The 25,099-nt window shown below is 62.2% G+C and carries 27 protein-coding genes and 2 pseudogenes; 10 read left to right on the forward strand and 19 right to left on the reverse strand.

What is annotated here, in order from left to right; genetic code table 11:
• The first annotated feature begins 41 nt into the window (after nt 1-41).
• Nucleotides 42-395: a hypothetical protein gene (locus NKH50_RS23580; RefSeq protein ID WP_254819802.1), complete on the forward strand. Its 354-nt coding sequence runs from the start codon at nt 42-44 to the stop codon at nt 393-395.
• Nucleotides 396-784: 389 nt separating this feature from the next.
• Nucleotides 785-1,165: a c-type cytochrome gene (locus NKH50_RS23585; RefSeq protein ID WP_352881288.1), complete on the forward strand. Its 381-nt coding sequence runs from the start codon at nt 785-787 to the stop codon at nt 1,163-1,165.
• Nucleotides 1,166-1,228: 63 nt separating this feature from the next.
• Here the strand turns inward: NKH50_RS23585 and gph are convergent, their stop codons facing one another.
• From gph to NKH50_RS23635, 10 genes are all read right to left on the reverse strand, one after another.
• Nucleotides 1,229-1,930: a phosphoglycolate phosphatase gene (gph, locus tag NKH50_RS23590; RefSeq protein WP_352881290.1), complete on the reverse strand. Its 702-nt coding sequence runs from the start codon at nt 1,928-1,930 to the stop codon at nt 1,229-1,231.
• Entirely contained in the window at nt 1,927-2,484 is a 558-nt protein-coding gene (locus tag NKH50_RS23595; protein WP_352803872.1) for a thioredoxin family protein, read from the reverse strand. Before NKH50_RS23595 ends, gph begins: the two co-directional genes overlap by 4 nt.
• A gap of 22 nt (nt 2,485-2,506) precedes the next feature.
• A complete protein-coding gene (gene rpe, locus NKH50_RS23600; RefSeq protein ID WP_352881292.1) occupies nt 2,507-3,193 on the reverse strand; it encodes a ribulose-phosphate 3-epimerase in 687 nt (228 codons plus the stop codon).
• Between the two features lie 62 nt (nt 3,194-3,255).
• Nucleotides 3,256-4,194 carry a CbbX protein gene (gene cbbX, locus NKH50_RS23605; RefSeq protein WP_352881294.1) on the reverse strand — a complete coding sequence of 313 codons (939 nt, stop codon included), beginning with the start codon at nt 4,192-4,194 and terminating at the stop codon, nt 3,256-3,258.
• Nucleotides 4,195-4,202: 8 nt separating this feature from the next.
• Entirely contained in the window at nt 4,203-4,637 is a 435-nt protein-coding gene (locus NKH50_RS23610; protein WP_352881296.1) for a ribulose bisphosphate carboxylase small subunit, read from the reverse strand.
• An 18-nt stretch (nt 4,638-4,655) separates the two neighbouring features.
• Nucleotides 4,656-6,149 (reverse strand): ribulose-bisphosphate carboxylase large subunit, encoded by a 1,494-nt coding sequence (locus NKH50_RS23615; RefSeq protein ID WP_502906903.1) that lies wholly within the window; start codon nt 6,147-6,149, stop codon nt 4,656-4,658.
• 21 nt (nt 6,150-6,170) lie between these two features.
• Nucleotides 6,171-7,250: a class II fructose-bisphosphate aldolase gene (gene fba / locus NKH50_RS23620; RefSeq protein WP_352881298.1), complete on the reverse strand. Its 1,080-nt coding sequence runs from the start codon at nt 7,248-7,250 to the stop codon at nt 6,171-6,173.
• 11 nt (nt 7,251-7,261) lie between these two features.
• Nucleotides 7,262-9,268, reverse strand: a complete 2,007-nt coding sequence (tkt, locus tag NKH50_RS23625; protein ID WP_352881300.1) for a transketolase — start codon at nt 9,266-9,268, stop codon at nt 7,262-7,264.
• A gap of 10 nt (nt 9,269-9,278) precedes the next feature.
• Entirely contained in the window at nt 9,279-10,151 is an 873-nt protein-coding gene (locus tag NKH50_RS23630; RefSeq protein ID WP_254819812.1) for a phosphoribulokinase, read from the reverse strand.
• A 5-nt stretch (nt 10,152-10,156) separates the two neighbouring features.
• Nucleotides 10,157-11,203: a class 1 fructose-bisphosphatase gene (locus tag NKH50_RS23635; protein WP_352701440.1), complete on the reverse strand. Its 1,047-nt coding sequence runs from the start codon at nt 11,201-11,203 to the stop codon at nt 10,157-10,159.
• 123 nt (nt 11,204-11,326) lie between these two features.
• On the opposite strand from NKH50_RS23635, the gene NKH50_RS23640 reads away from it, so the two are divergent.
• A complete protein-coding gene (locus NKH50_RS23640; protein ID WP_352881303.1) occupies nt 11,327-12,286 on the forward strand; it encodes a LysR family transcriptional regulator in 960 nt (319 codons plus the stop codon).
• 128 nt (nt 12,287-12,414) lie between these two features.
• Here the strand turns inward: NKH50_RS23640 and NKH50_RS23645 are convergent, their stop codons facing one another.
• A complete protein-coding gene (locus NKH50_RS23645; protein WP_352701439.1) occupies nt 12,415-12,777 on the reverse strand; it encodes a hypothetical protein in 363 nt (120 codons plus the stop codon).
• Nucleotides 12,778-12,857: 80 nt separating this feature from the next.
• On the opposite strand from NKH50_RS23645, the gene NKH50_RS23650 reads away from it, so the two are divergent.
• The 4 genes and pseudogenes from NKH50_RS23650 to NKH50_RS23665 all read left to right on the forward strand — a co-directional run bounded on the left by NKH50_RS23650 (nt 12,858) and on the right by NKH50_RS23665 (nt 16,138).
• Nucleotides 12,858-13,436, forward strand: coding sequence for a TetR/AcrR family transcriptional regulator (locus tag NKH50_RS23650; protein WP_352701438.1), 579 nt, complete (start codon nt 12,858-12,860; stop codon nt 13,434-13,436).
• A 46-nt stretch (nt 13,437-13,482) separates the two neighbouring features.
• Nucleotides 13,483-14,786, forward strand: a pseudogene (gene fabF, locus NKH50_RS23655) (beta-ketoacyl-ACP synthase II).
• Between the two features lie 67 nt (nt 14,787-14,853).
• Nucleotides 14,854-15,669 carry an oxidoreductase gene (locus tag NKH50_RS23660; RefSeq protein ID WP_352702048.1) on the forward strand — a complete coding sequence of 272 codons (816 nt, stop codon included), beginning with the start codon at nt 14,854-14,856 and terminating at the stop codon, nt 15,667-15,669.
• Nucleotides 15,670-15,937: 268 nt separating this feature from the next.
• Nucleotides 15,938-16,138 (forward strand): hypothetical protein, encoded by a 201-nt coding sequence (locus NKH50_RS23665; protein WP_352507759.1) that lies wholly within the window; start codon nt 15,938-15,940, stop codon nt 16,136-16,138.
• Between the two features lie 27 nt (nt 16,139-16,165).
• Here NKH50_RS23665 and NKH50_RS23670 read toward each other — a convergent pair whose 3' ends face one another.
• The 5 genes from NKH50_RS23670 to NKH50_RS23690 all read right to left on the reverse strand — a co-directional run bounded on the left by NKH50_RS23670 (nt 16,166) and on the right by NKH50_RS23690 (nt 20,707).
• Nucleotides 16,166-16,795: a hypothetical protein gene (locus NKH50_RS23670; protein ID WP_352690143.1), complete on the reverse strand. Its 630-nt coding sequence runs from the start codon at nt 16,793-16,795 to the stop codon at nt 16,166-16,168.
• On the reverse strand, nt 16,795-17,655 hold the full coding sequence (locus NKH50_RS23675; RefSeq protein WP_352690156.1) for a lanthanide ABC transporter permease protein PedC: 861 nt from the start codon (nt 17,653-17,655) through the stop codon (nt 16,795-16,797). Before NKH50_RS23675 ends, NKH50_RS23670 begins: the two co-directional genes overlap by 1 nt.
• An 11-nt stretch (nt 17,656-17,666) precedes the next feature.
• Entirely contained in the window at nt 17,667-18,455 is a 789-nt protein-coding gene (locus tag NKH50_RS23680) for a lanthanide ABC transporter ATP-binding protein PedB/LutE (RefSeq protein ID WP_352690145.1), read from the reverse strand.
• A 98-nt stretch (nt 18,456-18,553) separates the two neighbouring features.
• Nucleotides 18,554-19,525 carry a YVTN family beta-propeller repeat protein gene (locus tag NKH50_RS23685; RefSeq protein ID WP_352690147.1) on the reverse strand — a complete coding sequence of 324 codons (972 nt, stop codon included), beginning with the start codon at nt 19,523-19,525 and terminating at the stop codon, nt 18,554-18,556.
• 21 nt (nt 19,526-19,546) lie between these two features.
• A complete protein-coding gene (locus tag NKH50_RS23690) occupies nt 19,547-20,707 on the reverse strand; it encodes an ABC transporter substrate-binding protein (RefSeq protein ID WP_502899791.1) in 1,161 nt (386 codons plus the stop codon).
• Between the two features lie 344 nt (nt 20,708-21,051).
• Here NKH50_RS23690 and NKH50_RS23695 point away from each other — a divergent pair, with 344 nt between their 5' ends.
• Nucleotides 21,052-22,179: an S-(hydroxymethyl)glutathione dehydrogenase/class III alcohol dehydrogenase gene (locus NKH50_RS23695; RefSeq protein WP_352881307.1), complete on the forward strand. Its 1,128-nt coding sequence runs from the start codon at nt 21,052-21,054 to the stop codon at nt 22,177-22,179.
• Between the two features lie 70 nt (nt 22,180-22,249).
• Nucleotides 22,250-22,819 (forward strand): S-(hydroxymethyl)glutathione synthase, encoded by a 570-nt coding sequence (gene gfa, locus NKH50_RS23700; RefSeq protein WP_352508734.1) that lies wholly within the window; start codon nt 22,250-22,252, stop codon nt 22,817-22,819.
• Nucleotides 22,820-22,854: 35 nt separating this feature from the next.
• Here gfa and NKH50_RS23705 read toward each other — a convergent pair.
• A pseudogene (locus NKH50_RS23705) lies at nt 22,855-22,941 on the reverse strand (transposase); the annotation flags it as partial.
• Between the two features lie 117 nt (nt 22,942-23,058).
• Here NKH50_RS23705 and NKH50_RS23710 point away from each other — a divergent pair.
• Nucleotides 23,059-23,349, forward strand: coding sequence for a type II toxin-antitoxin system VapC family toxin (locus tag NKH50_RS23710; protein ID WP_502906905.1), 291 nt, complete (start codon nt 23,059-23,061; stop codon nt 23,347-23,349).
• Nucleotides 23,350-23,363: 14 nt separating this feature from the next.
• On the opposite strand, the gene NKH50_RS23715 is transcribed toward NKH50_RS23710, so the two are convergent.
• Together NKH50_RS23715 and NKH50_RS23720 are read right to left on the reverse strand one after the other, a co-directional pair.
• Nucleotides 23,364-24,194, reverse strand: coding sequence for a BtpA/SgcQ family protein (locus NKH50_RS23715; RefSeq protein WP_352706378.1), 831 nt, complete (start codon nt 24,192-24,194; stop codon nt 23,364-23,366).
• Nucleotides 24,191-25,099 carry a ribokinase gene (locus tag NKH50_RS23720; protein WP_352881309.1) on the reverse strand — a complete coding sequence of 303 codons (909 nt, stop codon included), beginning with the start codon at nt 25,097-25,099 and terminating at the stop codon, nt 24,191-24,193. Before NKH50_RS23720 ends, NKH50_RS23715 begins: the two co-directional genes overlap by 4 nt.

Raw genomic sequence — 25,099 nt, forward strand, 5'->3', positions numbered from 1 at the left:
TTGTCCGGATACATCGTGTCTAGGCCAACTGGAGGCTCCTCATGATCAGATCTGTTGGATCTTTTATCCTACCGCTGGTCTTTTCGGCGACACTGGCCTTTGCGAACCCGGCCAGCGCCGCGGGAGACTACCCGACGGCAACGATTGCCGATTACGTGCTCGGCTGCATGCAAACAAATGGCCAGACACGTCAGGCGCTTGAAAGCTGTTCCTGCTCGATCGATGTTATCGCCTCCATCCTCCCCTACGATCACTATGAGAGGGCGGAGACCTTCAAAAGTATGTCGTTGACGACAGGGGAGGCGGCAGGGCTGTTTCGCGAAAGCGCGCCAGCGAAGGCGGCGCGGGCGGAACTGAAACGCGCGCAGGCTGAAGCCGACGTACGTTGCTTTTAGTCAGGCGGAACAGGGACGCGTGGCGGTGCCTCACAGTGCCGCCATTTCTATTGGCCATTGGCTGCGAAATACCTTGTAATCCGCATTCGAGCCGTAAGGCGACCAGGTCACGCCCGGAAAGTTTTGGTGGAACGAAAAGGTCGCTCATCACAACCGGCTTTGAGGCGAGGATGGCGGCTGCCCCCACAGCCGACAAGCGCAGCGAAACAGGACCTTTGTACGATTGACTTCCTTCATCGGCAGTCTAGCTTTTCGAGGCGTGTAGGTGCTGCCGGTCCCGGGGGAAAGGACGAATAGTTCGCTCTCCCGCACAAAAACGGATGCCGGCGGTCTAGGCATCGACACGCGTAAATTATCCAGCGCACTCACACGATCAATGAGGAAATGCCATGCGCGCAGTCGCATTTTTCGCCGCCGTGTCCGTCGCTACCTTTGTCACCACCCAGTCCCAGGCACAGGAAGCGGCGGCGGGTGAGAAGGTGTTTGCCAAATGCAAGGTCTGCCACGTCGCGGACAAGGACCAGAACAAGGTCGGTCCGTCGTTGAACGGCGTCATCGGCCGAACGGCCGGCACGCATCTGGGGTTCAGCTATTCCAAGGCGATGACCGAGGCCGGCAAGTCGGGCGTCAAATGGGACGAAGCCACGCTGACGACCTATCTTCGCGATCCCAAGGCGATGGTCAAAGGGACGAAGATGGCGTTTGTCGGCCTCAAGAAGGACGAGGACATCGCCAATGTCATCGCCTACCTGAAGCAATTCTCCAAATAACGCGGTACCGCCGGCCATTTGGACTGCGCCCGGCCGGCGTTGGCCTGGGCTTTGCGCTTGGGGTCACGCAGCGTCTTGCAGCGTCTGCATCGCGGACGGCAGATCGAACAGGCTGTCGCAAACGAGGTCGGCGCCAAGCTCTTCAACGGGAATTTGGCTGTATCCGCCACGCAGCAGAATGACTGCCATGCCGGCCGCGCGGGCGGCGGCCATGTCGGCACCGCTGTCGCCGACCATCAACGTGTCACGAGGTTCGACCTGAAGCTGGTCGAGCGCCAGCAATAGCGCGTCTGGCGCCGGCTTCAAGTATGTCACGGCGTCTCCGCCGACGATCGCGCCGAGATAGTCCGTCAGCCCAAAATGCAGCAGGATTTCACGAGCCGCCAGCTGCGGCTTGTTGGTCACCACGCCCATGGCTATTCCGCTCAAATGCAAGTGCGTGAGAGCTTCCCTGACGCCGGGCATCAGCCTCGTGCGGCCGGTCAGATGCCTGCGATAGATCGGCGCCATGACGCGGTTGGCTTCATCGAGCGCGCTGCCGAGGAGCGGCGTACCGGAAGCCGCGAAAGCTCGCTCGACCAGTTTCCTGATGCCGCCGCCGATCATGGCCTTGACCTGATCCAGGCGCAGCGGCGGCAGATCGCGGCCGGCCAGCAATTCGTTGACGGCCGCCGTTATATCAGGCGCCGAATCGACCAGCGTACCGTCGAGATCGAAAAGGATCGCCTTGGGCGATCGAAACGGCCTGCCTGCGCCGACGTTCATGCAGCATCCTTCCATTTGATCGAACAGCCGATCGAAGCGATCTGGTCCAGCGGTCCGTCGCCGGTTCGGGCAACCTGCTTCATCGCCTCGAACAGATCGCGCCTGAGCCCAGGCGGTCCAGCGTCGCGTCGCGACGCGTCAAGCCGGCCGCGATATTGCAGCGTCAACTCGTTGTTGAGCCCGAAGAAATCCGGAGTGCAAACGGCTCCGTAGGCACGCGCCACCCTCTGGTGCTCGTCGTGGAGGTAGGGGAAAGTGAAGCCGTTCGTCCTGGCGAAAAGTTTCATGTTGTCGAAGGAATCATCAGGGTAGGCGTCGGCATCGTTGGAGTTGATCGCGACAAAGCCGACGCCTTCTGCCTTGAGGTCGTTGGCATCGCGAACGATGCGTGAGATCACCGCCTTCACATAGGGGCAGTGATTGCAGATGAAGGCCACCACCAAGCCGTTCGGGCCGGCGTGGCTGAAGATGGAATGCGATTTGCCGTCGACGCCGGGCAAAACGAAATCGACGGCTTGCCAGCCGAAATCACAGACAGGTGGGATTGCCCCCATGTTGCCCTCCGATGAGATGGTTCTACGCGGCTTTCTGGAGCGCCCCGTCGGCCGCCTGCCTGATGGCGCCGATATTGGCACGATAGGCAGCCTCGGTGCCACCCTTGAAGATGGCCGAGCCGGCGACCAGCACATTGGCGCCGGCAGCGGTGACCAGCGGAGCGGTCTCGGGGGTGACGCCGCCGTCGATCTCGATATTGATCGGACGGTTGCCGATCAGCGCCTTGACCCGTCTGACCTTGTCGACGACAGCCGAAATGAATGCCTGGCCGCCGAAGCCCGGATTGACCGTCATCAGAAGCACCAGATCGAGCCGATCGAGCACATATTCGATCACGCTCTCCGGCGTTGACGGGTTCAGCGACACGCCGGCCTTCTTACCGAGATTCCTGATTGCCTGCAGCGAACGGTCGAGATGCGGTCCGGCCTCGGCATGCACCGTAATGATGTCGCACCCGGCATCGGCGAAGGCGCCGAGATAGGCGTCGGCCGGAGCGATCATCAGGTGGCAGTCGAAGACCTTGTCCGTTCGATTACGGATCGCCTTGACCACCGGCGGACCGAAGGTGATGTTGGGCACGAAATGGCCGTCCATCACGTCGAGATGGATCCAGTCGGCACCCGCCCGGACGACTGCTTCGACCTCGTCGCCGAGCCGCGAGAAGTCCGCGGAAAGCACCGAGGGCGCGATGATTGTCTTGGTACCCATGGTCGTCGGCTCCCATTCTGTCGTCCGTTTCCAGTCGCTGCACAGCAACCGCCGTCATCTTGTCAGCGCGCCTTCGTCTCCGGTTCGCCTTCGAGCTTACCTTCCGCGAACACGCGGCTGCCACGAATATCGGATTCCTCGATGGTGATAAGATCGGTTTTCGTCAACGCCCGGTCGCGCGATGCGAAAAGCCGGCTGGCCTGGCGAAGCCGCGCCCGGTCGAGGCCATTGCGGACCGAGCGGGCGTTGGAGAAATGCGGCAGCCGCATGCGGATCGGGAGATACTCTTCGAGCGCCTTGGCCGCCGCTTCGCTGAGACGGTAATTCTGTTCCGCCAGCATGATCTCGGCGATCGATTTGAGTTCGCTGACACCGTAGTCGGGAAAATCGAGGTGATGGGCGATGCGCGAGCGCATGCCGGGGTTGCTGTCGAAGAAGCGGTCCATCTTGTCCTTGTAGCCGGCGAGAATCACAACCAGATCGTCACGGTTGTTTTCCATGCACTGCAGCAGGATTTCGATCGATTCCTGACCGTAGTCGCGTTCGTTCTCGGGCTTGTAGAGATAGTAGGCCTCGTCGATGAAAAGCACCCCGCCCATGGCTCGCTTGATCACTTCGCGGGTTTTGGGCGCGGTGTGGCCCACATATTGGCCGACGAGATCGTCGCGCGTCACCGCGACCATGTGCCCTTCGCGGACATAGCCGAGACGATGCAGGATTTCTGCCATTCTGAGCGCCACGGTGGTCTTTCCGGTACCGGGATTCCCCGTAAAGTTCATGTGCAGCGTCGGCGCGCCCGAGGTCAGCCCGAACTTGCGGCGAAGCCGGTCGACCAGGAGGAGCGCGGCGATCTCGCGGATGCGGGTCTTGATGGGTTTCAGGCCAACGAGTTCGCGGTCGAGCTTATCCATCACCTCGTCGATGTTGGACGCTTCGAACTCGGCCTGCAGATCGACCGATTCGCCCTGCGCGGCAGCGCCCTTTGCTATCGCGTCCAGCATGGTTTCGCCTAGCTCCGCTCGCCTTCGGGCCTGTCGGTCGCATAAGGCACGATCGAATAGCCCTGGCTGCGGCCGTCGCGTTCCTGGCGCAGCAGCCGAAAGCCGGGTTCATTGGGTGGCCGGTTGACGACGAATGACATGCGCGGCGCTTCCCAGCCCTTGGTCGAATCGAAGGCCGTGACCCGGACATACATGTTGGGCATGGCTTTCCGGCAATTGTTGACTTCAAGCAGGATGCCCGCCGGGTCCCTCAGGTCGAACATCGGGTTGCCGTACATTTCCCAATAGGTGTTTCGCGGATGCGGATCGTCCGTGTATTCGACGCTGACCGCCCAGTGGTTTTTCAGCGCGTATTTGATCTGCGCCGAAATCTGCTCGTCGGTTAGCTCAGGCAGGAACGAAAACTGTCCCTGCGTGACCTTGTTTCCAGGATTGGTCATCATGGCGACGGTTCCTTTCGTCTAGAAGCTCGGCGTTGCGGTTGGCACAAAGTCGGCCGTGTCGGTCGATTCGTAGTTGAAGGTGACGTCCTTCCACGTCTCCAGGGCTGCCTTGAGCGGCGAGCACCATCTGGCCGCCTGTTCGAGGATTTTGGTCCCTTCGCGCAGATAGTCGCGGCCCTCGTTGCGGGCGAGGATCATCGCCTCCAGCGCGACGCGATTGGCCGTCGCGCCGGCCTGGATGCCGTCCGGATGGCCGATCGTGCCGCCGCCGAACTGCAGGATGACGTCCTCGCCGAGATAGTGGATCAACTGGTGCATCTGGCCGGCATGGATGCCGCCCGAGGCGACGGGCATCACCTTGTTGAGCGAGGCCCAGTCCTGATCGAAGAACAGCCCGGTTTCGAGGTTCTGCGGCGTGCGCTCCTCGCGCAGCGTGTCATAAAACCCCTTGATCATCAGCGGGTCGCCTTCCAGCTTGCCGACCACCGTGCCGGCATGGATGTGATCGACGCCGGCCATGCGCATCCATTTGCAGATGACGCGAAAATTCATGCCGTGGTTCTTCTGGCGCGAATAGGTCGAGTTGCCGGCCCGGTGCAGGTGCAGGATCATGTCGTTGCGGCGTGCCCACTTGGCCATCGACTGGATCGCCGTGTAGCCAATGACGAGGTCGATCATGACGATGCAGGAGCCAAGCTGTTTTGCGAATTCGGCGCGCTCGTACATCTCCTCCATCGTGCCGGCGGTGACGTTGAGATAGTGGCCCTTGACTTCGCCGGTGGCGGCCGACGCCTTGTTCACAGCCTCCATGCAGTAGAGGAAACGGTCGCGCCAATGCATGAAGGGCTGCGAGTTGATGTTCTCGTCGTCCTTGACGAAGTCGAGGCCACCTTTCAGCGCCTCATAGACGACGCGGCCGTAGTTGCGGCCTGACAGGCCAAGCTTCGGCTTCGTCGTCGCGCCGAGCAGCGGCCGACCGAACTTGTCGAGCCGCTCGCGTTCCACCACGATGCCGGTCGCCGGGCCCTGGAAGGTCTTGAGGTAAGCCACTGGAATGCGCATGTCCTCGAGCCGCAGGGCCTTGACGGCCTTGAAGCCGAACACGTTGCCGATGATCGATGCAGTCAGGTTGGCGATGGATCCGGGCTCGAACAGGTCGAGGTCGTAGGCGATATAGGCGAAGTACTGTTGCTCGATCCTGGTGCCTGGACCTGTGTTCGGCACCGGCTCGGATTTGAACGCCTTGGCGCGGTAGAGTTCGCAGGCGGTCAGCCTGTCGGTCCACACCACGGTCCATGTCGCGGTAGAGGATTCACCGGCGATGGCGGCGGCCGCCTCCTCGTGGTCGACGCCGGGCTGCGGCGTGATCCGAAACATGGCGATCAGGTCGGTCTCCTTGGGTCGGTAGTCCGGCTCCCAGTAGCCCATCTTCTTGTAGGGGATGACGCCCGACCTGTAGCGTTCCTTGCCTTCCTTGAGCGTGCCTGCTGAGGGCATGTCGATCTTGTTCATGGCAGGTCTCCTGTTTGCCGCTCAGGCGGCTTTCGCGGTTGCGATATGGGGGTCGAGCTTTCCTGCGGCGTAAAGTTTCGCCATCTCATCCATGGCGATCACCTTGATCTTCGACGCGTGGCCTGCGGTGCCGAAGCGTTCGAAGCGATCGCGGCAAAGGTCGCGCAGCGCGTCCATGGCGGGTTTCAGGAATTTACGCGGATCGAATTCGCGCGGGTCCTGCGTCGCGACGCGGCGGAACTGCCCGGCCATGGCCATTCGGCAATCGGTGTCGATGTTGACCTTGCGCACGCCGTAGCGGATGCCGCGCTCGATTTCCTCGACCGGGACGCCAAAGGTCTGGGGCATCTCGCCGCCATAGTTGTTGATGATGTCCTGCAGTTCCTGCGGCACGGAGGAAGACCCGTGCATGACCAGATGCGTGTTGGGCAGCTTTTCATGGATCGCCTCGATCACCTGCATGGCCAGGATGCCGCCGTCAGGCTTGCGGCTGAATTTATAGGCGCCGTGCGAGGTACCGCAGGCGATCGCCAGCGCGTCGACCCGGGTGGCGGTCACGAAGTCGACCGCCTGATCGGGATCGGTCAAAAGCTGGTCATGGGAAAGCGCACCTTCGGCGCCGTGCCCGTCCTCGGCCTCGCCCTGGCCGGTTTCCAGCGAGCCGAGCACGCCGAGCTCGCCTTCGACTGAAGCGCCGACCCAATGCGCCATGCGTGCGACACGTTCGGTGATGGCGACGTTGTACTCGTAGCTCGCCGGCGTCTTGGCGTCCGCCATCAATGACCCGTCCATCATCACCGAGGTGAAGCCGTGGCGGATCGCCGACAGGCAGGTGGCTTCGTTGTTGCCGTGATCCTGATGGATGCAGAGCGGAATGGCCGGATGGATTTCGGTCAAAGCCTCCATCATCTTGGCCAGCATGATGTCATTGGCATAGGAGCGGGCGCCGCGCGAGGCCTGGATGATGACCGGCGCGTCGCAGGCCCTGGCCGCCTCCATGATGGCGAGGCCCTGTTCCATGTTGTTGATATTGAATGCCGGCACCCCGTAGCCGTGCTCGGCGGCATGGTCGAGAAGCTGGCGAAGGGTGATGCGGGCCATGGGTCGTCCTCCTAGATGATGAGCTTCAGCGCCGCTGCCGCGACGGCTTCGGGCGTGATGTCGAAATGCCGGTAGAGATCCGGGGCAGGGGCGCTGGCGCCGAAACCAGCCATGCCGACGAAAGCGCCGGTGTCGCCGATCCAGCGGTCCCAGCCGAGCCGTGCTGCGGCTTCGATGGCGATGCGCGGCGCCGAGCCGAGGACGGCCTTGCGGTAGTCCGCGTCCTGTTCCTCAAAGAGCTCCCAGCACGGCATCGAGACGACCGCGGCGGCGATGCCGTGCTCGGTCTCCAGCCGTTCGGCGGCGGCAATAGCAATCTCGACCTCCGAGCCGGTGGCGATCAGCGTCACGGCGCGGTGCCGGGCTGGCTCGCGCAGGATGTAGCCGCCACGGCTCGACCGGTTCTCGTCGCCGTGCCCCTGGCGCAGCATCGGCAGGTTCTGGCGCGAGAGCACCAGCACGCTTGGCCGGTTCTCGCTTCTCAGTGCCAGTTCCCAGCATTCCGCCGTTTCGATGATGTCGGCCGGACGGAAGACGTTGAGGTTTGGCGTCGCCCGCAGCATCGCCAGGTGCTCGACCGGCTGGTGGGTCGGGCCGTCCTCGCCGAGACCAATGGAATCGTGCGTCATCACATAGATGACGCGCTGGCCCATGAGCGCCGAGAGCCGCATCGCGCCGCGCGCATAGTCGGCAAAGCACAGGAACGTGCCGCCATAAGGCACGAAGCCGCCATGCAGCGCGATGCCGTTCATGGCCGCGGCCATGCCGTGCTCACGGATGCCGTAGTGAATGTAGCGGCCGGCATAGTCATTAGGCGCTATGCGATCCATCCCCTTGGTGATCGTCAGGTTCGAATGCGTCAGATCGGCGGAGCCGCCGACGGTCAGTTCCGTTGCGGAGTTGATTGCAGCGAGCGCCATTTCCGAGGCTTTTCGCGTCGCAACCTTGGTCGCCTTTTCGACATGCTCCTTGCGGAAAACACCGAGCGCTTCGAAGACCGCCTCGGGCAGGGCGCCGGCGACCGCGATCTCGAAGGCCCCACGCTGCGGCGAGGCGGCAAGCCGCTGCTCCCAGGCGCGCCGCACCGCTTGACCGCGGCTGGCGATCTCGCGCCAGGCGAAAAGGATATCGTCCGGCACCTCGAACGGCGCGTAGGCCCAGCCGATGTTCTCGCGCGTCGCGGCGATCTCCGCATCGCCAAGCGGCGCGCCATGCGTCTTTTCCGAACCGCCCAGGTGGGGCGCCCCCTTGCCGATCACCGTGCTGCAGGCGATCAGAGACGGTTGGTCCGATTGCTGCGCCGCTTCGATTGCCGCCGCAACGGTTTCGATGTCGTGGCCGTTCACCGACTGGACATGCCATCCAGCGGCTTTGAACCGTACCGGCTGGTCCATCGATGTCGACAGCGAAGTCGGTCCGTCGATCGAGATCGCATTGTCGTCCCAGAAGACGATCAGCCGCGAAAGCTTCAGGTGACCGGCAAGATCGATCGCCTCGTGGCTGATGCCTTCCTGCAGGCAGCCGTCGCCGGCGATCACGTAGGTGAAATGGTCGACGAGATCGGCGCCGTGGCGGGCAGCAAGCATGCGCTCCGCCAGCGCCATGCCGACCGCGGTCGAAATGCCTTGTCCAAGCGGACCGGTCGTCGTCTCGATGCCGAGCGCATGGCCATATTCCGGATGTCCGGCGGTGCGGCTGCCCAGCTGGCGAAACCGCTGCAGCTCCTCGATCGGCATGTCCTCGTAGCCGAGCAGGTAATGCAGCGCATATTGCAGCATCGAGCCGTGCCCGGCCGACAGCACGAAGCGGTCGCGATCGGGCCAGTTGGGCGCCGACGGATCGATGTTGATGAAGCGGCTGAACAGCACCGTTGCGACATCGGCCATGCCCATCGGCATGCCCGGATGACCGGAATTGGCCTTTTGGACGCTGTCCATCGCCAATGCGCGAATGGCGTTCGCCATGTTGCGCTCCGAGACGGCGGCGACGGGCTTCAATGCTGCTGCCTGGCTGTTCATGGCGTCCTCCTCACGACACACGGTTCTTGCGTTCGATCAATTGCAGGATGAGCGGCGTCAGGATCAGCTGCATGGCAAGGTCGAGCTTGTTGCCGGGCACCACTATGGAATTCGGCCGCGACATGAACGAGTCGTGGATCATCGAAAGCAGGTAGGGGAAATCGATGCCGCGGGGATTGGCGAAGCGGATGACCAGCATCGATTCGTCGGGCGTCGGAATCCAGCGTGCGATGAACGGATTGGACGTGTCGACGATCGGCACGCGCTGGAAGTTGATGGCGGTCTGCGAAAACTGCGGGACGATGTAGCGGACATAGTCCGGCATGCGCCGCAAGATCACGTCCATCACCGCCTCTGTGGAATAGCCGCGCGTTGCGCGGTCGCGGTGGATCTTCTGGATCCATTCCAGATTTATGACTGGCACCACGCCGATCCTAAGGTCAGCGTGCCTGGCCAGGTTGATCTTGTCGGTGACGACGCAGCCATGCAGGCCCTCGTAGAAGAGCAGGTCGCTCGGCGGAAATTCGCGCCATTCGGTGAAATGTCCCGGCGGCGTGCCGTACTGCTTCTCCTCATCCTCGTCATGGATGTAGGTGCGGGTCTTTCCGGTTCCCCGGCGGCCATATTCCTCGAATACCTCTTCTAGGATTGCCAATTCATTGGCCTCGGCATGGAAGTGGGTGAAGTTCGGATTGCCCGCCTTTTCCTCCTCGGCCACCTTCGCCTTCATCGTGGCGCGGTCGTAGCGATGGAAAGCATCGCCTTCGATGAAGGCGGCCCCGATGTTCTCGCGCCGGAAGATCAGTTCGAAGATGCGCTTGACAGAGGTGGTGCCTGCGCCCGACGACCCGGTGATGGTAATGATGGGGTGCTTTGCCGACATGGTGTTCAGGCCCTGAAAAGGCCGCGGCGGCTGAACAGCGGCGCGCGTTCGCCGATGGCGCTCGGTTCGGTGTGGTAGCGGGTGACGCGCGCGACTTCGCGCGCCGATCCGAAAACCATGGGCACGCGCTGGTGAAGGTTCTCTGGTTCGATTTCGAGGATGCGGGTGATCGTATCGGTGGCGGCACCGCCCGCCTGTTCGACGAGATAGGCGATCGGGTTTGCCTCATAGACGAGGCGCAGTCGCCCCTGGCGGTAAGTCTTGCGCTTGTCGCCCGGATACAGGAATACGCCGCCGCGCATCAATATGCGGTAGCAGTCCGCGACCAGGGAGGCGATCCAGCGCATGTTGAAGTCCTTCTCGCGTGGGCCTTCGGTGCCTTCAAGGCAGTCGTCGATGTAGAGCCGCACCGCCTCGTCCCAATGCCGGTAGTTGGCGGCATTGATGGCGAACTCCTGGGTTCGCTGTGGGATGATCCGGCTCTCGTAGGCCTGGACGAAGGTGCCGAGCCGGGTCGAGAGAACGAAGACATGGGTGCCGCTGCCGAGCGACAGAACCAGCGCCAACTGCGGCCCGTAGATGAAGAAACCGGCGCCCAGCTGGTTCACGCCTGCCTGCAAAAACGAGGCGGCCGGATTCCTATCCGGCGCACCAATTGCAGGGAGGAGCGAGAAGACCGTTCCGATCGACACGTTGGTGTCGATGTTGGATGAGCCATCGAGCGGGTCGATGGCGATGGCAAGAGCCGCTTGCCTGTCGAGCAGCACCGGCTGCTCCAGTTCCTCGGAAGCGTAGAGCGCGACCGGAGCGTGGCGCATGGCGTCGAGGAAGATGTCATCGGCAAAGACATCGAGATCCTTCTGGATGTCGCCGTCAGCATTGGCGCCGCGGGTTCCGGCAAAGGCCGTGCCGAGCACCCCTTGATTGATGGTGTTGCGGATCGTGGTGGCCGCCTGCGTCAGCTGACGGATGGTCGCTACGACCGCGGAGCGCGGTTCGTCCGGCTCGCCAAGATAGGAGTTCAGAAAAGCGTCGAGCGTTGCCGCTGGCATCGTAACCTCCCGATCCAGCCGCCTCTCCTGGGGTCGGCCGGATTGGGAAAGGAGAACAAACGACGCTGGATAAGTAAAATTCAATAACTTTACTCCGGCAGTAAAAAAATTTTAGTATGCCATATGAGAAACCTCACGCTTAAGCAATTCAAGACCGTTCAGGCAATCATCAGCCACGGAAAAATCGTCAGCGCGGCCAAGGCGTTAGGCCTGTCTCCTCCAGCGGTGACGATCCAGTTGCGGCAGGTGGAGGAGGAGTTCCAACTGGCCTTGTTCGACCGGACGTCGGATGGCATGCGTCCCACTGCCGCAGGTCTGGCCTTCGTCGAGACGGCACAGGCCATCGAGGAGCGGCTTCGTCTGCTCGAAGACAAGATGGATGCGATCAAGGGCGTGCGCGCCGGCAGCTTGCGGCTCGGCGTCGTTTCCACGGCCAAATATTTCGCGCCGCGGCTGATGGCCGCCTTCATGAAGGAACATCCCGATATCGACATGCACCTTGCCATCGGCAACCGCGCCGAGACGATTGACAGTCTGAAGAACCACGACATCGATATCGCGCTGATGGGACGCCCGGCCAAGGAAGTCCCGGTGCGTGCTTCGGTCTTCGGCGATCACCCGCTGGTCATCATCGCACCACCCGACCACCCGCTGGCGTCGGCACGCGACATTTCCAAGGAGCGGATCGCCGAGGAGCATTTCCTCATTCGCGAGCCCGGCTCCGGAACGCGCATCTCACTGGAAATATTCCTGAGCGACGTGCCCGGCCGCATCGACGATCTCGGCGTCGAGATGGACTCGAACGAGACCATCAAGCAGGCGGTGATGGCCGGGCTCGGCATCGCGTTCATCTCTGCCCACACCATCGCTGCCGAAACCGAAGCCGGCCGGCTGGTTATCCTCGACGTTGTCGGCATGCCGATCCGCCGGCAATGGTTTTCGGTGATGCGCAGCGATCACGCGATCTCGCCGGCGATGGCGACCTTCCACGATTTTCTGATGCGCAAGGGCGCGATGTACCTGCCCCTGTTCGGCAAGCTCTATCCGCACGAGGAACCGAACACTGGAGGTCGCGCGAGTTAGGGCGCGCGGTGCAGGCAAAACGCTTGCCCCAAACTTATTAGATGGCGTGATCGAGGCACCGTGTGGCGACTCGCGCGGACGCGAGAGCCAACGGCCAGCAGCACGCAGGTTGCGGTCTGAACTTCGGCTCAGCGCATTGTCGCGTCGGCTCGCAGATGCATGTCGGTCCCGGTCGAGACCGTCACCTCATCCCCGGACCTTGAGAACGTGTAGAGCGAGCCCTGGTGACCCGGCATGGAAAAGGCCACGGAGTCGTCGTCGGCGAGACCCATTACGACGCGCAGCGGATCGCCCTCGGTCTTCGGCGCGAAGGTGGCGGTGACCTCCAAGAGGTCGCCGTCGGCCGGGACGTAGTAGACCACCATGTCAAGGTGTCCCTCGTGCAGGCTGCCGCCCTCGATCGGGCGTCCGATGGTGGCCTCCTCGGCAAAAGCCGGGGTCGCGAGAAACAGCGCGGCCAGGAGCGATGCGCTCAGGGTATTGCGGATCATCTCATATCTCCTTTTTTAGATTGCGTTCGACCTCTATATGATTTATAGATTACGAATGCAATCCAAAAAGGAAGCTAACGATGCGCGTAAGTCGTACCCAGGCCGCGGAAAACCGCGAAACCGTAATCAACGTGGCAAGCCGCCTTTTTCGGGAGCGCGGGTTTGATGGTATCGGCCTTAAGGATCTGATGAAGGGTGCCGGACTGACCCAAGGCGCGTTTTATAAGCAGTTCGCATCCAAGGACGACCTGGCGGCGCAGGCGTCCAGGCGGGCGATGGAGAGCGCCTCGCATCGATGGTCGGCCGCGACTGCGGCAAACCCTGATGATCCGCTTGGCGCGGTGATCGCGTTCTACCTCAGCATGGACCATCGCGGAGAAAAGATGGACGGCTGCCCGATCGTAGCGCTGGGTTCGGATGCCGGCAGACAGGGCAAGGACGTGAAAGCGCCGTTCGAAGCCGGGATCAAGGAGCATCTCAAGATCCTCGGCGGTTTCATAGCTGGGACCGGTGGCGGGGATTCCGATGGCAAGGCCATGGCCATTCTCTCGACGATGGTCGGTGCGTTGATGTTATCGCGCGTCGTCAACGATCCCGACCTCGCGCAGGCCTTTCTGGATGCGGCGACCGATCAGGTTCGCGAAGCAGCCGGCGCTTGAACGGCGTGGTAGCGCCGGCGGCGCACCCAAACTGATAGGAAAATAGATGCGACGGATTGTTGTAACAGGCATGGGCGCGGTCACGCCTCTTGCTGCCGATGTCGAAGCGTCCTGGTCGCGTCTCCTGGCCGGCCGCTCGGGCCTCCGGAGGCTTCCGGATGATGTGGTGGGAGACCTGCCGGCGAAGATCGGAGGGGTGGTTCCCTCGCTGGACGAGGATTCGGATGCTGGTTTCGATCCGGGTGCCGTCTTTCCGCCGAAGGATCAGCGCAAGGTAGATCGGTTCATTCTCTTTGCGCTGGCGGCTGCACAAGAGGCACTCGCCCAAGCAAGATGGGCACCCGTCTCGGAAGCAGGTCGCTTGCGCACGGCCACGATCATCGCCTCGGGCGTCGGCGGATTCCCGGCCATAACCGAGGCGGTGCGCACGGTCGACCGACGCGGCGTCCGCCGTCTATCACCTTTTACGGTGCCGTCGTTCCTGGTGAACCTCGCGGCAGGCCACATCTCGATCCGCTATGGCTTCAAAGGTCCGCTCGGTGCACCGGTGACGGCGTGCGCGGCCGCCATTCAGGCGATCGGCGATGCGGCTCGCCTAATTCGCGCCAACGAAGCCGATATTGCCGTGTGCGGCGGGACGGAAGCATGCATGAATATCGTGAGCCTCGGTGGGTTTGCCGCGGCACGCTCTCTTTCGACCTCCTTTAATCACCGTCCGGATGAGGCCTCCCGACCGTTCGACAAGTCGCGGGACGGCTTCGTCATGGCGAAGGAGCCGGCATGCTGGTCATCGAAGAATTGAGCCACGCCCTGGCGCGCGGCGCAAGACCGCTGGCCGAGCTTGTCGGCTACGGCACGACGGCCGATGCTCATCACGTCACCTCCGGTCCCGAGGACGGCGACGGTGCGCGCCGGGCCATGGAGATCGCAATCGCCCAAGCAGGGATTTCGCCCCGCGAGGTTCGTCATCTCAATGCCCATGCGACCTCCACGCCGGTGGGCGACCTGGGTGAGATCGAAGCGATCAAGAGCGTGTTCGGGCGCGATTTCGCGATAGCTGTCAGTGCAACGAAATCGGCGACCGGACACCTGCTCGGAGCCGCTGGCGGGCTCGGAGCTATCTTCGCTATCCTGGCGCTCAGGGATCAGATGGCACCGCCGAGCCTCAATCTGAGCGCTCCCGATCCGGCCGGCGACGGGATCGACTTCGTCGCAAACCAGGCCCGGCCGATGGAGATGGACTACGCAATGTCCAATGGCTTCGGCTTCGGAGGCGTTAATGCCAGTGCGCTGTTCCGGCGCTGGACGGATGATCTGGCCGGCGCGAGCACCGGAGGCGCTCATGATTGACGCCTTCCGCTCCGACCTTTCGCGCTTCTCCCCCGCCGGTCCAAACACGAAGAAGGATGTGACCTCCATGAACAAGACCAATCTAGGCGTCGCCCTGGTGACCGGGGCATCCAGCGGCATCGGGCACACAACGGCCAAAGCCCTGAAGAACGCGGGTTTTCGCGTGTTCGGAACCAGCCGTCGCGCAGTCGCCGAACGATCCGACGGCATTACCATGCTGACCGGCGACGTGACCGATGACGCGTCCGTGGCGAAACTTGTACAGGACGTGCTGGCCGAGACCGGGCGCATCGACCTGCTCGTCAACAATGCCGGCGTTGGCCTGCTTGGTGGCGCGGAGGAGTCTTCGATGGCCCAGGCCAAGTCGCTGTTTGACGTGAACGTCTTTGGCATTATGCGAGTAACCAAAGCGGTCCTGCCGACAATGCGCCGTCAAGGCAAGGGCAGAATCGTCAATTTGAGCTCGGTGCAGGGGTTCATCCCAGCTCCCTATTTCGCGCTTTATTCGTCGACCAAGCATGCCGTTGAAGGCTATTCCGAATCGCTCGACCACGAACTGCGTCCTTTCGGTATTCGCGTCGTCTTGGTGGAGCCCGCCTATACCCGCACCTCATTTGAAGAAAATCTCGCCAGGCCGGATCAGTTGCTTGATATCTATGACTCTGCGCGCGCCGGCATGAATGCAGCTGTGCGCAAAGCGATGGAAAAAGGCGATGCGCCGGAAGTGGTGGCCAGGACCGTTTTGGCGGCTGCGACCGATCCCGCTCCGAAGAGGCGCTATGCGGCTGGAACAATGGCGCGCCAGGTCAGTTTCCTGCGCCGTTTCGTCCCCGCATCCGCATTCGACAACAGCCTGCGAAAGCAACTCGGGCTGCCGGTTTGATGACCTCGACGAAATACCGTGAAGCTCGGAATCATCGACGTTGGACCATCGTCACCACATTGGCGCGGCGCAACCTGACGCGATTGCTCTGGAGAACGCCCTGCGGTCGTTGGCGTTAGATTAGCGGTATGTTATGTTGCGGCGCGAAAGAGCGGGGGCCACGTCCTTTCACACCCGTAAGCGATCTGTATGTGCGACCTCTGCAGACGGGTCGGTATCACGGAAACCTCCCGGCATGGAGTTCGGGATTCGATGGGGACAAGGGGCAATGCTTTACACGCTCGTTATGATGGTCTGCCTGACGGCTGTGCCGCAGACCTGTGAACAACGCGAACAGATGGTGGACGGCCTGGCGATGAATCCCGGGACCGCGTTCATGCAGGCGCAGCCGCTGGTCGCTCAGTGGATCGAGACGCATCCCGGTTATTTCGTGCAGCGCTGGCGCGTGCTGCCCGGCCGGGGTTCGTGATATCCGCCGCGACGATCGAATGGGGTTCTATTTCTTCGCGCCGAGCGCTTCCGAGACGACCTTGGACAATTGATAAAGCCGCTGCTCGATTATCGTCGGCACTTCACAGACGTAAGTCAGTGATTGGACGCGTTCATTGAAAATTCGCGTTGCGAATTTCAGCTCTTCGGTTCGCCGATCGATCTCTTCGGGATCTGCATCCGGCTTGGCCCGCAACGCATCGACATCGGACCCTTCCTTGCGCAACGCGGCGGCCATTTCGAGCTGCTTGTGGGCGTAGCGGGAAATGCCCGAAATCACCTGCGAGCGCTCGGCGTCCAGGTGATCGAACATGCCTTGCACCAGCATCGCCATTTTGGGTGCAAGCTGTTCTGCCGGCAAGGAAGCCGCGAAATCCCTGATCTTCTTTTGAGCTTCCGCAATCGGCATCCGGCGAGCTGCCACTTCCTCGATCAGGGCGGAGATGGTGGGGTCCTTCGACCAGTCCTTCGCCGCTGAAGGAAGGTCCCGTCCGTTCCAGATCTGGCCGAGCGAGAGTTGCGGCACCTTGCGCTGCATGCAGGGCCAGTCCGGATCGGGGTTCGCCGCCATGGCGTTGATGCCCGGCGCGAGCATGGCAACCAGAGCCAGGCCGCGAACAAGGCTCATTCGTGCCATCAGGTATTTCCTCCCGTGTCCTGTTTGCGGGTCATCAGGCCGCGCGAAGGGTCGTAGGCGATGATGGCGGCGGCAAGGAACAGCAGCGTGCAGCTGGCAACGACGGCTAGCGACAGCCACTCAACCTGGCCGTAGAAGGCGAAGCGGATCAGTTCGACGGCGTAAGTAAAAGGATTGGCGAGGCAGATCTTGTAGAGCAGGGGGCTAGCCTCCTGGATACGCCACAAGGGATAGAGTGCCGGAGAAGCGAAATAGCCGGGAAAGATGACGAAGTTCATGATGCCAGCGAAGTTTTCGAGCTGCTTGATCATCGAGGACAAAAGCATGCCGAGCGCGCACAGCATCATGCCTGACAGGAACAGCGCAGGCAGTACGGTGAGATAGCCAAGCGGCGGCGCCTTGACGCCCCAGAACCAGGCAACGATAAGGAACGCGTAAACCTGCGCGATCGACACGGCGACACCGGCGAGCATCTTCGAGATCAGTAGAAACCAACGCGGGAAGGGGCTGACCAGCAGGGTGCGCATGTTGCCCATTTCGCGGTCATAGACCATCGACAGCGAAGACTGCATGCCCGAAAACAGCAGAATCATGCCGCACAGGCCCGGCGTGATGTAGACCTCGTAGAGCACGTAGGTCTTGTAGGGCGGGATGATCGATACGCCGAGCACCTGCCGGAATCCGGCGGCAAAGATGAACAGCCAGACGAGCGGCCGAACCAGCGAGGAAATGAAGCGCTCGCGCTGATGCAGGAAGCGCAGGCACTCCCGCACGACGATCCCTTTGAGGCAAATGAGGTAGTGACGGAGCCCAAATTGTTCGAAACTCACCGGCGTGAGGGTCGCGACTTTTGCGGGCATTGCGGGAGCGCTCACGGCGACATCTCCGCGATGCCGCTTGTTTCGATGCGGTTGAGCTTGGAAAAGGCGTCGCGGATCGAACTGGCACCGCTCGTCGCAACGACGTCGGCCACCTTACCCTTGGCCACCAGGTCGCCCTGCCGCAGCACGACGACATGGTCGCCGTCGTCGACCTCATCGATCAGATGCGTCGCCCACAGCACGCCGATGCCCTCGGTTTCGACGAGCTTGCGGATGGTGCCCAGAATGCCCGCACGCGACTGGATGTCGAGACCGACCGTCGCCTCGTCGAGCAGCAGCAGGGAAGGGCGGTGGAGCAGCGCCCGCGCGATCTCGATGCGCCGCATTTGGCCGCCGGAAAGACTGCGTGCCTTGTCATGCTGACGGCCCTGCATGTTGACTGTATCCAGCAGCGCGGCAATGCGCTGCCGGGCATGGTGTCCGCCGATGCCATGCAATGAGGCGTGGTAGGAGAGGTTCTGGTGGACGCTGAGGTCGAGGTCGAGCGTGCGTGCCTGGAACACGATGCCGACACGCCTGAGCGCTTCGCCCGAAGCGCGGCTGACGTCATGGCCGAAGATGCGGATCGATCCGCGGCGGGTGCCGTAAAGATGGCTGATCAGTGAAAACAAAGTTGTCTTGCCGGCGCCGTTGAGGCCGAGCAGAACGGTGAAAGTTCCCGGCGCGATCGAGAATGAGACATCGTTGAGCGCCCGCTTCGGACCATAGGAATGGCTGACGCCGGCAACATCGAGCGCCGCCACCTCGTCTCCAGCTCCGCTTGTCCTCACATGCTGCATGCCGCTGGCTCCTTCGGGGCGCGCTGGTTATCTAGTGCACGTGCAACATCCCCGCGGCAAATATTCATCACGTCGGCCTCCCTGATCATTGCTGCGGTCTAGTGGGGCGATATGGCCACGCCCCAAGGCTGCTGGCCCACCGTAACCGATTGAACCGGCTCGTCCGTCGCCGTGTCGATGAAGGTGATGTCATTGGAATTGCCGTTGGTGGTGATCAGCGTCTTCTGATCGGGGGTGAAGTCGAGATGCCAGACGCGCTGGCCGACCAGGATGTATTTTTCCACCTCGTAGGTTTCGGTATTGATGACGGCGACATGATTCGCCGGGCCGAGCGCGACATAGGCTTTCTTGCCGTCGGCGCTGATCGCGATGCCCACCGGCTGGATGGTTTCGGGCCGCAGTCCCGCAATCGCGAACTGGATCTTCTTCACCACCTCGCGCTTGAGACTATCGATGACGCTGACGGTGCCGCCGATTTCGGCGCTGACCCAGATCTGTGATCCGTCGGGCTTGAATTGCGCAAAGCGCGGACGCGTGTCGACCAGGACATTGTCGGTCACCTCATGGCTGTCGGTGTCGATAAAATGCGCCATGCTGGTGGTTTCGGAGGTGTTGACCATGGTTTTGCCATCGGGACTGATAGCCATGCCTTCAGGCTCCACCCCAACGGGAATCTCGGTCATGACCTGCTTGCTCTCGATGTTGATCGCGGTGACGAGATTGTCGTCCTCGTTGGCGACGTAGAGCGTGGTCCCGTCGGGCGAAAGCACGAACAGTTCGGGATCCGGGCCGGATGGCAGCGTGCCCACAATTTGCAGCGTCTCGCTATCGATGATTTCGATCGTATCGTCATCGCTGGCGCACAAATAGATGAACTTGCCGTCATGCGAGATGGTGATACCGCGCGGCCTCTGGCCGACTTCGACGGTCTTCACCACTTGCATCGTCGCCGTGTCGACGACCGTTATCGTATTGTCTTTCTCGTTGGAGACATAAACGGTGTAAGCCCACGCCGGATTGGCCATGACGCCGGTTGCGAGAATGGCGAGTGCGCAAGCTCGTCTCTGCACGAAGATTCCTCCCGATTGGTTCTACTTAAGTACGCATTTCGTTTCCGGCTGATCGATACCGAGCGTATCGAGCTCGGAGATTTGGTGGAGATAACCCTCCTGTGGCGATGTCGAGATGACGGATTTGGTGTCGCCGAGCAGGATTGGCTGGCGAAGCTGATGGTTCCACTTGCGGAAGGTCAGCTTCTGTCCCTTGAAGGCGGCGACCGAGAAATCGTCCGAGCGGATGTAGTCGCCGATCTTCTTCGGATCGTCGCCATTGGTCCGCGTGCTGGCTTCGCCCACCACCCGCACCGCCGTCCAGGCCGACATGTCCTTGGACAGCATTCGCCGACCGGTCGTCCTCAGGAAACGGCTCTGCATCTGGATGCCGCCCCATTGCTCGCTCGCGGGATGCCAGGACGACGCGACAAGGCCCGCCGTGCCGGCGACCAGCCGCGGTGTCCAGGTGCGGTAGGGCACATAAGTTCCGAACACCTCGCTCTCATCGGCGACAAGCACCACGTCATGCTCCGGCAGATCCTGCGTGAACACGGAAATCTGCTGCTGTATCTGCGTGGCGCCGGTGTCGGTGCGGCGCGCCGTGCCGGTGTCTTTGAACTCCTTCTCGGCGACGATCTGACCGCCGAAGCGGGCCGCCGCGCGGCGCAACGCGTCCGCGTAGAGATGATCCTGCTCATGCGAACCGTAGAGCAGCACCCAATTCGGCCATTTCTTTACCACGAGATACTGGGCCAGCGCGTCAGCCAGCATGCTTCGCGTCGGCGCGATATGGAAAATATTTATGCGGCAGTCTTCCTCGCGCAGGCTGTCGTCGGTGGCACCGACATTGAAGACCAGAACGCCCTTGTCGCGGGCGATGTCTGCGATCGACAGCAATTGCCTAGCCGAGAGGTCCGCGACAACATAGCGGTCACCTTTGGCAATCAGATCGTTGAAGGCTTGTACCGCGTCGGCGTCCGGCTTGATCTCGGTTATGTCGAGGCTGAATTTCTGGCTGAGGAACTTTCCTGTCGTATTGTTGTCGCCGATCGCCACATTGGCGCCGGCAACACCTTGGTCGCGTGGCGGCAGGTCCAGCAGGGAAAGCGCCAGTTGCGGCGCGTAGGCCCGCAAATAACCTATTCTGATTTCGGTTATCTTTCTTTCCGGCCTGTCGGTTGCGACCGGTTGCTTGCCCATCACTTCCTGGGCCATCACGTCCGCAATGTCGGCGGTCTGGAAAAATAGGTACAAAAAGGCCGCGAGTGTGCCTGGCACCGCGCTCGTCATCGATAAAACTGCCTGTTCTTGCACTAAAGTCCGATTGTTCCCGGACCAGCGCGAATTCAAGGTGCCCGCAATGAGCTTAGCGGACCCCACAAGATTTATCAAAGCCCTGCAAGTGGACTTGCGTGTCTGCTTTAGTCCTATGCCTTTTCGTGGGAATACGGCGGTGAATGAGCGTGTTGCGGTCTTCGACTCCGAGATGATCCGCAGCAATGCCGAATGTGAAACTCTATGGGTTGTCTTGGGAGGATTGCCTGATGAAAACGCGCGCCGCTGTCGCCGTCGCCGCCGGAAAGCCGCTGGAGATCATGGAGGTCGACCTCGAGGGTCCTCGCGATGGCGAGGTGCTGGTCGAGATCAAGGCAACCGGCATCTGCCACACCGACGAGTTCACGCTGTCGGGCGCCGACCCCGAAGGCCTGTTTCCGGCGATCCTCGGCCATGAGGGCGCCGGCATCGTCGTCGACGTCGGCAAGGGCGTCACCTCGGTCAGGAAGGGCGACCATGTCATCCCGCTCTATACGCCGGAATGCCGGCAGTGCCCGTCCTGCCTGTCGCGCAAGACCAATCTGTGCACCGCCATCCGTGCCACGCAGGGACAGGGCCTGATGCCCGACGGCACCTCGCGCTTCTCGATCGGCAAGGACAGGCTGTTCCACTATATGGGCTGCTCGACCTTTTCCAACTTCACCGTGCTGCCCGAGATCGCGGTGGCCAAGGTCGATGCCGACGCGCCCTTCGACAAGATCTGCTACATCGGCTGCGGCGTCACCACCGGCATCGGTGCTGTGATCAACACGGCCAAGGTCGAGCAAGGCGCGACGGCGATCGTCTTCGGCCTCGGCGGCATCGGCCTCAACGTCATCCAGGGCCTGCGCCTTGCCGGCGCCGACATGATCATCGGCGTCGATGTGAACAACGACAGACGAGAATGGGGCGAGAAGTTCGGCATGACGCATTTCGTCAATCCGAAGGAGATCGACGGCGACATCGTGGCCCATCTCGTCAACATGACCAAGCGCGGCGCCGACCAGATCGGCGGCGCCGACTACACCTTCGACTGCACCGGCAACACCAAGGTCATGCGCCAGGCGCTTGAAGCGTCGCATCGCGGCTGGGGCAAGTCGGTCATCATCGGCGTTGCCGGCGCCGGCCAGGAGATCTCGACGCGGCCGTTCCAGCTGGTCACCGGCCGCACCTGGATGGGCACCGCCTTCGGCGGCGCGCGCGGCCGCACCGACGTGCCGAAGATCGTCGACTGGTACATGGCCGGCAAGATCGAGATCGATCCGATGATCACCCACACGCTGAAGCTCGAGGACATCAACAAGGGCTTTGACCTGATGCATGAAGGCAAGTCGATCAGGAGCGTCGTGGTTTACTGAGGAGGAGAAAGCCGCCGGCTAACCAGCCAACGGCCGAAAATGCACATGTTCAACACGGGAGGAGACAAAAATGCCGGAGAAACTGCACCCTAAAATCGACAATGGATTGCCACGGGAAAAGCCTGACTTTGCCGGCGGCACGCTGGTCTGCGCCTGCACCAGCAACCCGGTCAAGGTGAAGGTCAAGGGCCAGATCGCCCACAACCATGCCTGCGGCTGCACCAAATGCTGGAAGCCGGAAGGCGCGCTGTTCTCGGTCGTGGCGGTTGCCGGTACAAACGACGTGACGGTGACCGAAAACGGCGACAAGCTGAAGGTGGTCGATCCGGGCGCGCTGATCCTGCGCCATGCCTGCACCGGCTGCGGCGTCCACATGCACGGCCCGGTCGAGCGCGACCACGCTTTCAAGGGGCTGTCCTTCATCCATCCGGAACGCTTCCAGGAGGATGGCTGGTCGCCGCCGGGCTTCACCGCCTTTGTCTCGTCGATCATTGAATCCGGTGTCGATCCGAGCCGCATGGACGGCATAAGGTCACAGCTGAAGTCGATCGGGCTAGAACCTTATGATTGCCTCAATCCTGGCCTGATGGACTATATCGCCACCTGGACGGCCAAGAGATCCGGCGCGTTGCCGGCCTAGTAGCCGCTCGACTATCATCGATCGAGCCGGGCGAAGCCGCCCGGCACGATCACGTGCAGGTGCGGACGGTGGGTCATCGCGGAGCCTTGCCTGTGAAGGACGGCGGTGATGCCGATACGGGGCGCCGAGAGCGTAGGCCTCGACGCCCCAGTTTTCAGGCATTGCCCATTTCAATCGCCTCGACTGCGCCATTGGCCTGCGCCCAGCGCGAAGATCGGCCACGGCTTTTGGTCGAGGGAATGGGCAATTGGATCCCATCCTATCGGCGGAGAGATAGACACTCGAAGATCGGGCCCATTAGACTAAGTTTTATGGGCCTGATAGACAATGGTTATCATGAGCTGCCAATGACCGGCGAGCATGCCATTGCGGTGGAGGGGCTTCCACCCATCCACAAGGACCCCTTCGATCGGATCCTGATTGCTCAATCGATTGTGGAAGGCGTCACATTGCTGACCGTCGACGATCTGTTCGCGCAGTATCCTGGGTGTCCGTCGTCTCTGACCGAGGTGGCCCGAGCGGTGGGCTAGGCGGTTGAAGTGAGCTATCGCTTCAGACCACCCATGAACGCCTTTACTCGAGCAGAGTCGACCTGGTTCCACCAGACGCCGTCGTGCTTCAGCGCGCTGGCGATGATGACCCCGTCGACAATGGCGAGGATATCGTTGGCATTGTCCGGCGTCACGCCGCTTCCGACCAGCGTCGGCAGGCCGGCGGCCTGCTTGATCATGCTTATGTAGCCCAAATCCGCGGCGTGGCCGGTGCGCTGGCCGGTGGCGATGATGGCATCGGCATCGAAGAAGACCAGGTCCTTGACCAGTTCCTCCACCGGACGGTCGGCGACGATGGCATGTGCGCCGTGTTTGACATGGGCATCGGCGAAGATGCGGATGCCGTTGGCGCGCAGCCTGGCGCGATAGCGCGCTGCGCGGCCCGACTCGCCCTCGACAAAACCCTCATTGGCGACATAGGCGTTCGCCCATTGATTGACGCGGACGAAACCGGCGCCGGCAGCGCTGGCGATCGCCAAGGCCGGGATCGCGGCATTGGCCAGCACGTTGATGCCGACCGGCCTGCCGAGCTCGCGGCGGATGCGGTCGGAAACGACCGCCATATAGGCCGCCGTCTCCGGCCCGATATCGTCAGGCTTGGCGAAAGGGATGTCGCCATGGTTCTCGACGATGACGCCGTCGCAGCCGCCGTCGAGATAGGCTTTAGCGTCATCGAGCCCGCGCTGGTAGATCACCTCCACGGCCTCGCCGTCATAGCGCGGCGCGCCGGGCAGGGGCGCCAGGTGAACGACGCCGATCACTACCTTGGTGCGGCCGAAAAGGTGGAAGAGTGCGTCGCCGCCGGATTGGCCGATCTGGGTCATGAGAGCTCCATTTGATCGATGAGCACCGCCATCTCGGAGGCGGAAGGACAGGATGCCAGCGTGCCCGGCCGTGTCACGGCGATTGCGGCGGCCGCCAGCGCAAGCTCCAGCGCCGAGGTAACCAACATGCCCCGAGCAAGCCCGCCGGCGAGACAGCCGCAGAACACATCGCCGGCGCCGCTGGTGTCGAGCGCCTCGACCTGCGGCGCCGGCAAACGAAGCGGCTCGTCCTGGCCCGGGCCAAGCACCAGACAGCCTGCGGCGCCGAGCGTGATGACGACGGTGCCTGCACCTTTGGCTACCAGCGCGCCGGCGGCTGCTATCATGTCATCCCGGCCGGTCAGGGTTTTCGCCTCGGATTGGTTGACAACCAAAAACTCCGCCAGGCCAAGATCGGGAACGGATGCCGCATCGATCGGGCTGGCGTTGAGAACGGTGCGTGCGCCGTTTTCCTTTGCTGCTCTGAGGCTGGCATCGGTCGCGGCGGCACGCAAATTTCCCTGGCAGACGAGGATGTCGCCGGGAGCGATCCAGCGGACAAGTGCTGTTTGCGCCACCGGATCGAACGCGTCGCTGCAGGCAACGCCGCTGACAATGAAATTCTCGCCGCCTCGATCGACGACGATGGTCGAGCGGTCGCTCGGCAGCTCGAATTCGCTGACCTCGAGGTCTGACAGTTCGCTGTTGAGGCGGCTCCTGATCCATGTGCCTTCGCGGTCCTTGCCGAGCGCCGTCCAGAACGTCACCTCTGCACCAGTCCGCGCTGCTGCGACCGCCTGGTTGGCACCCTTGCCGCCGAGCCCGTCGGCATGGCTCACGGCATTCAAAGTCTCGCCCGCGGCAGGGAGGCGGCCGACGCGAAACATGGTATCGATGCAGGCATTGCCGACGACGTGGACATGCAT

It is taken from the genome of Mesorhizobium sp. M1027, assembly GCF_040318745.1.
GTDB lineage: Bacteria > Pseudomonadota > Alphaproteobacteria > Rhizobiales > Rhizobiaceae > Mesorhizobium.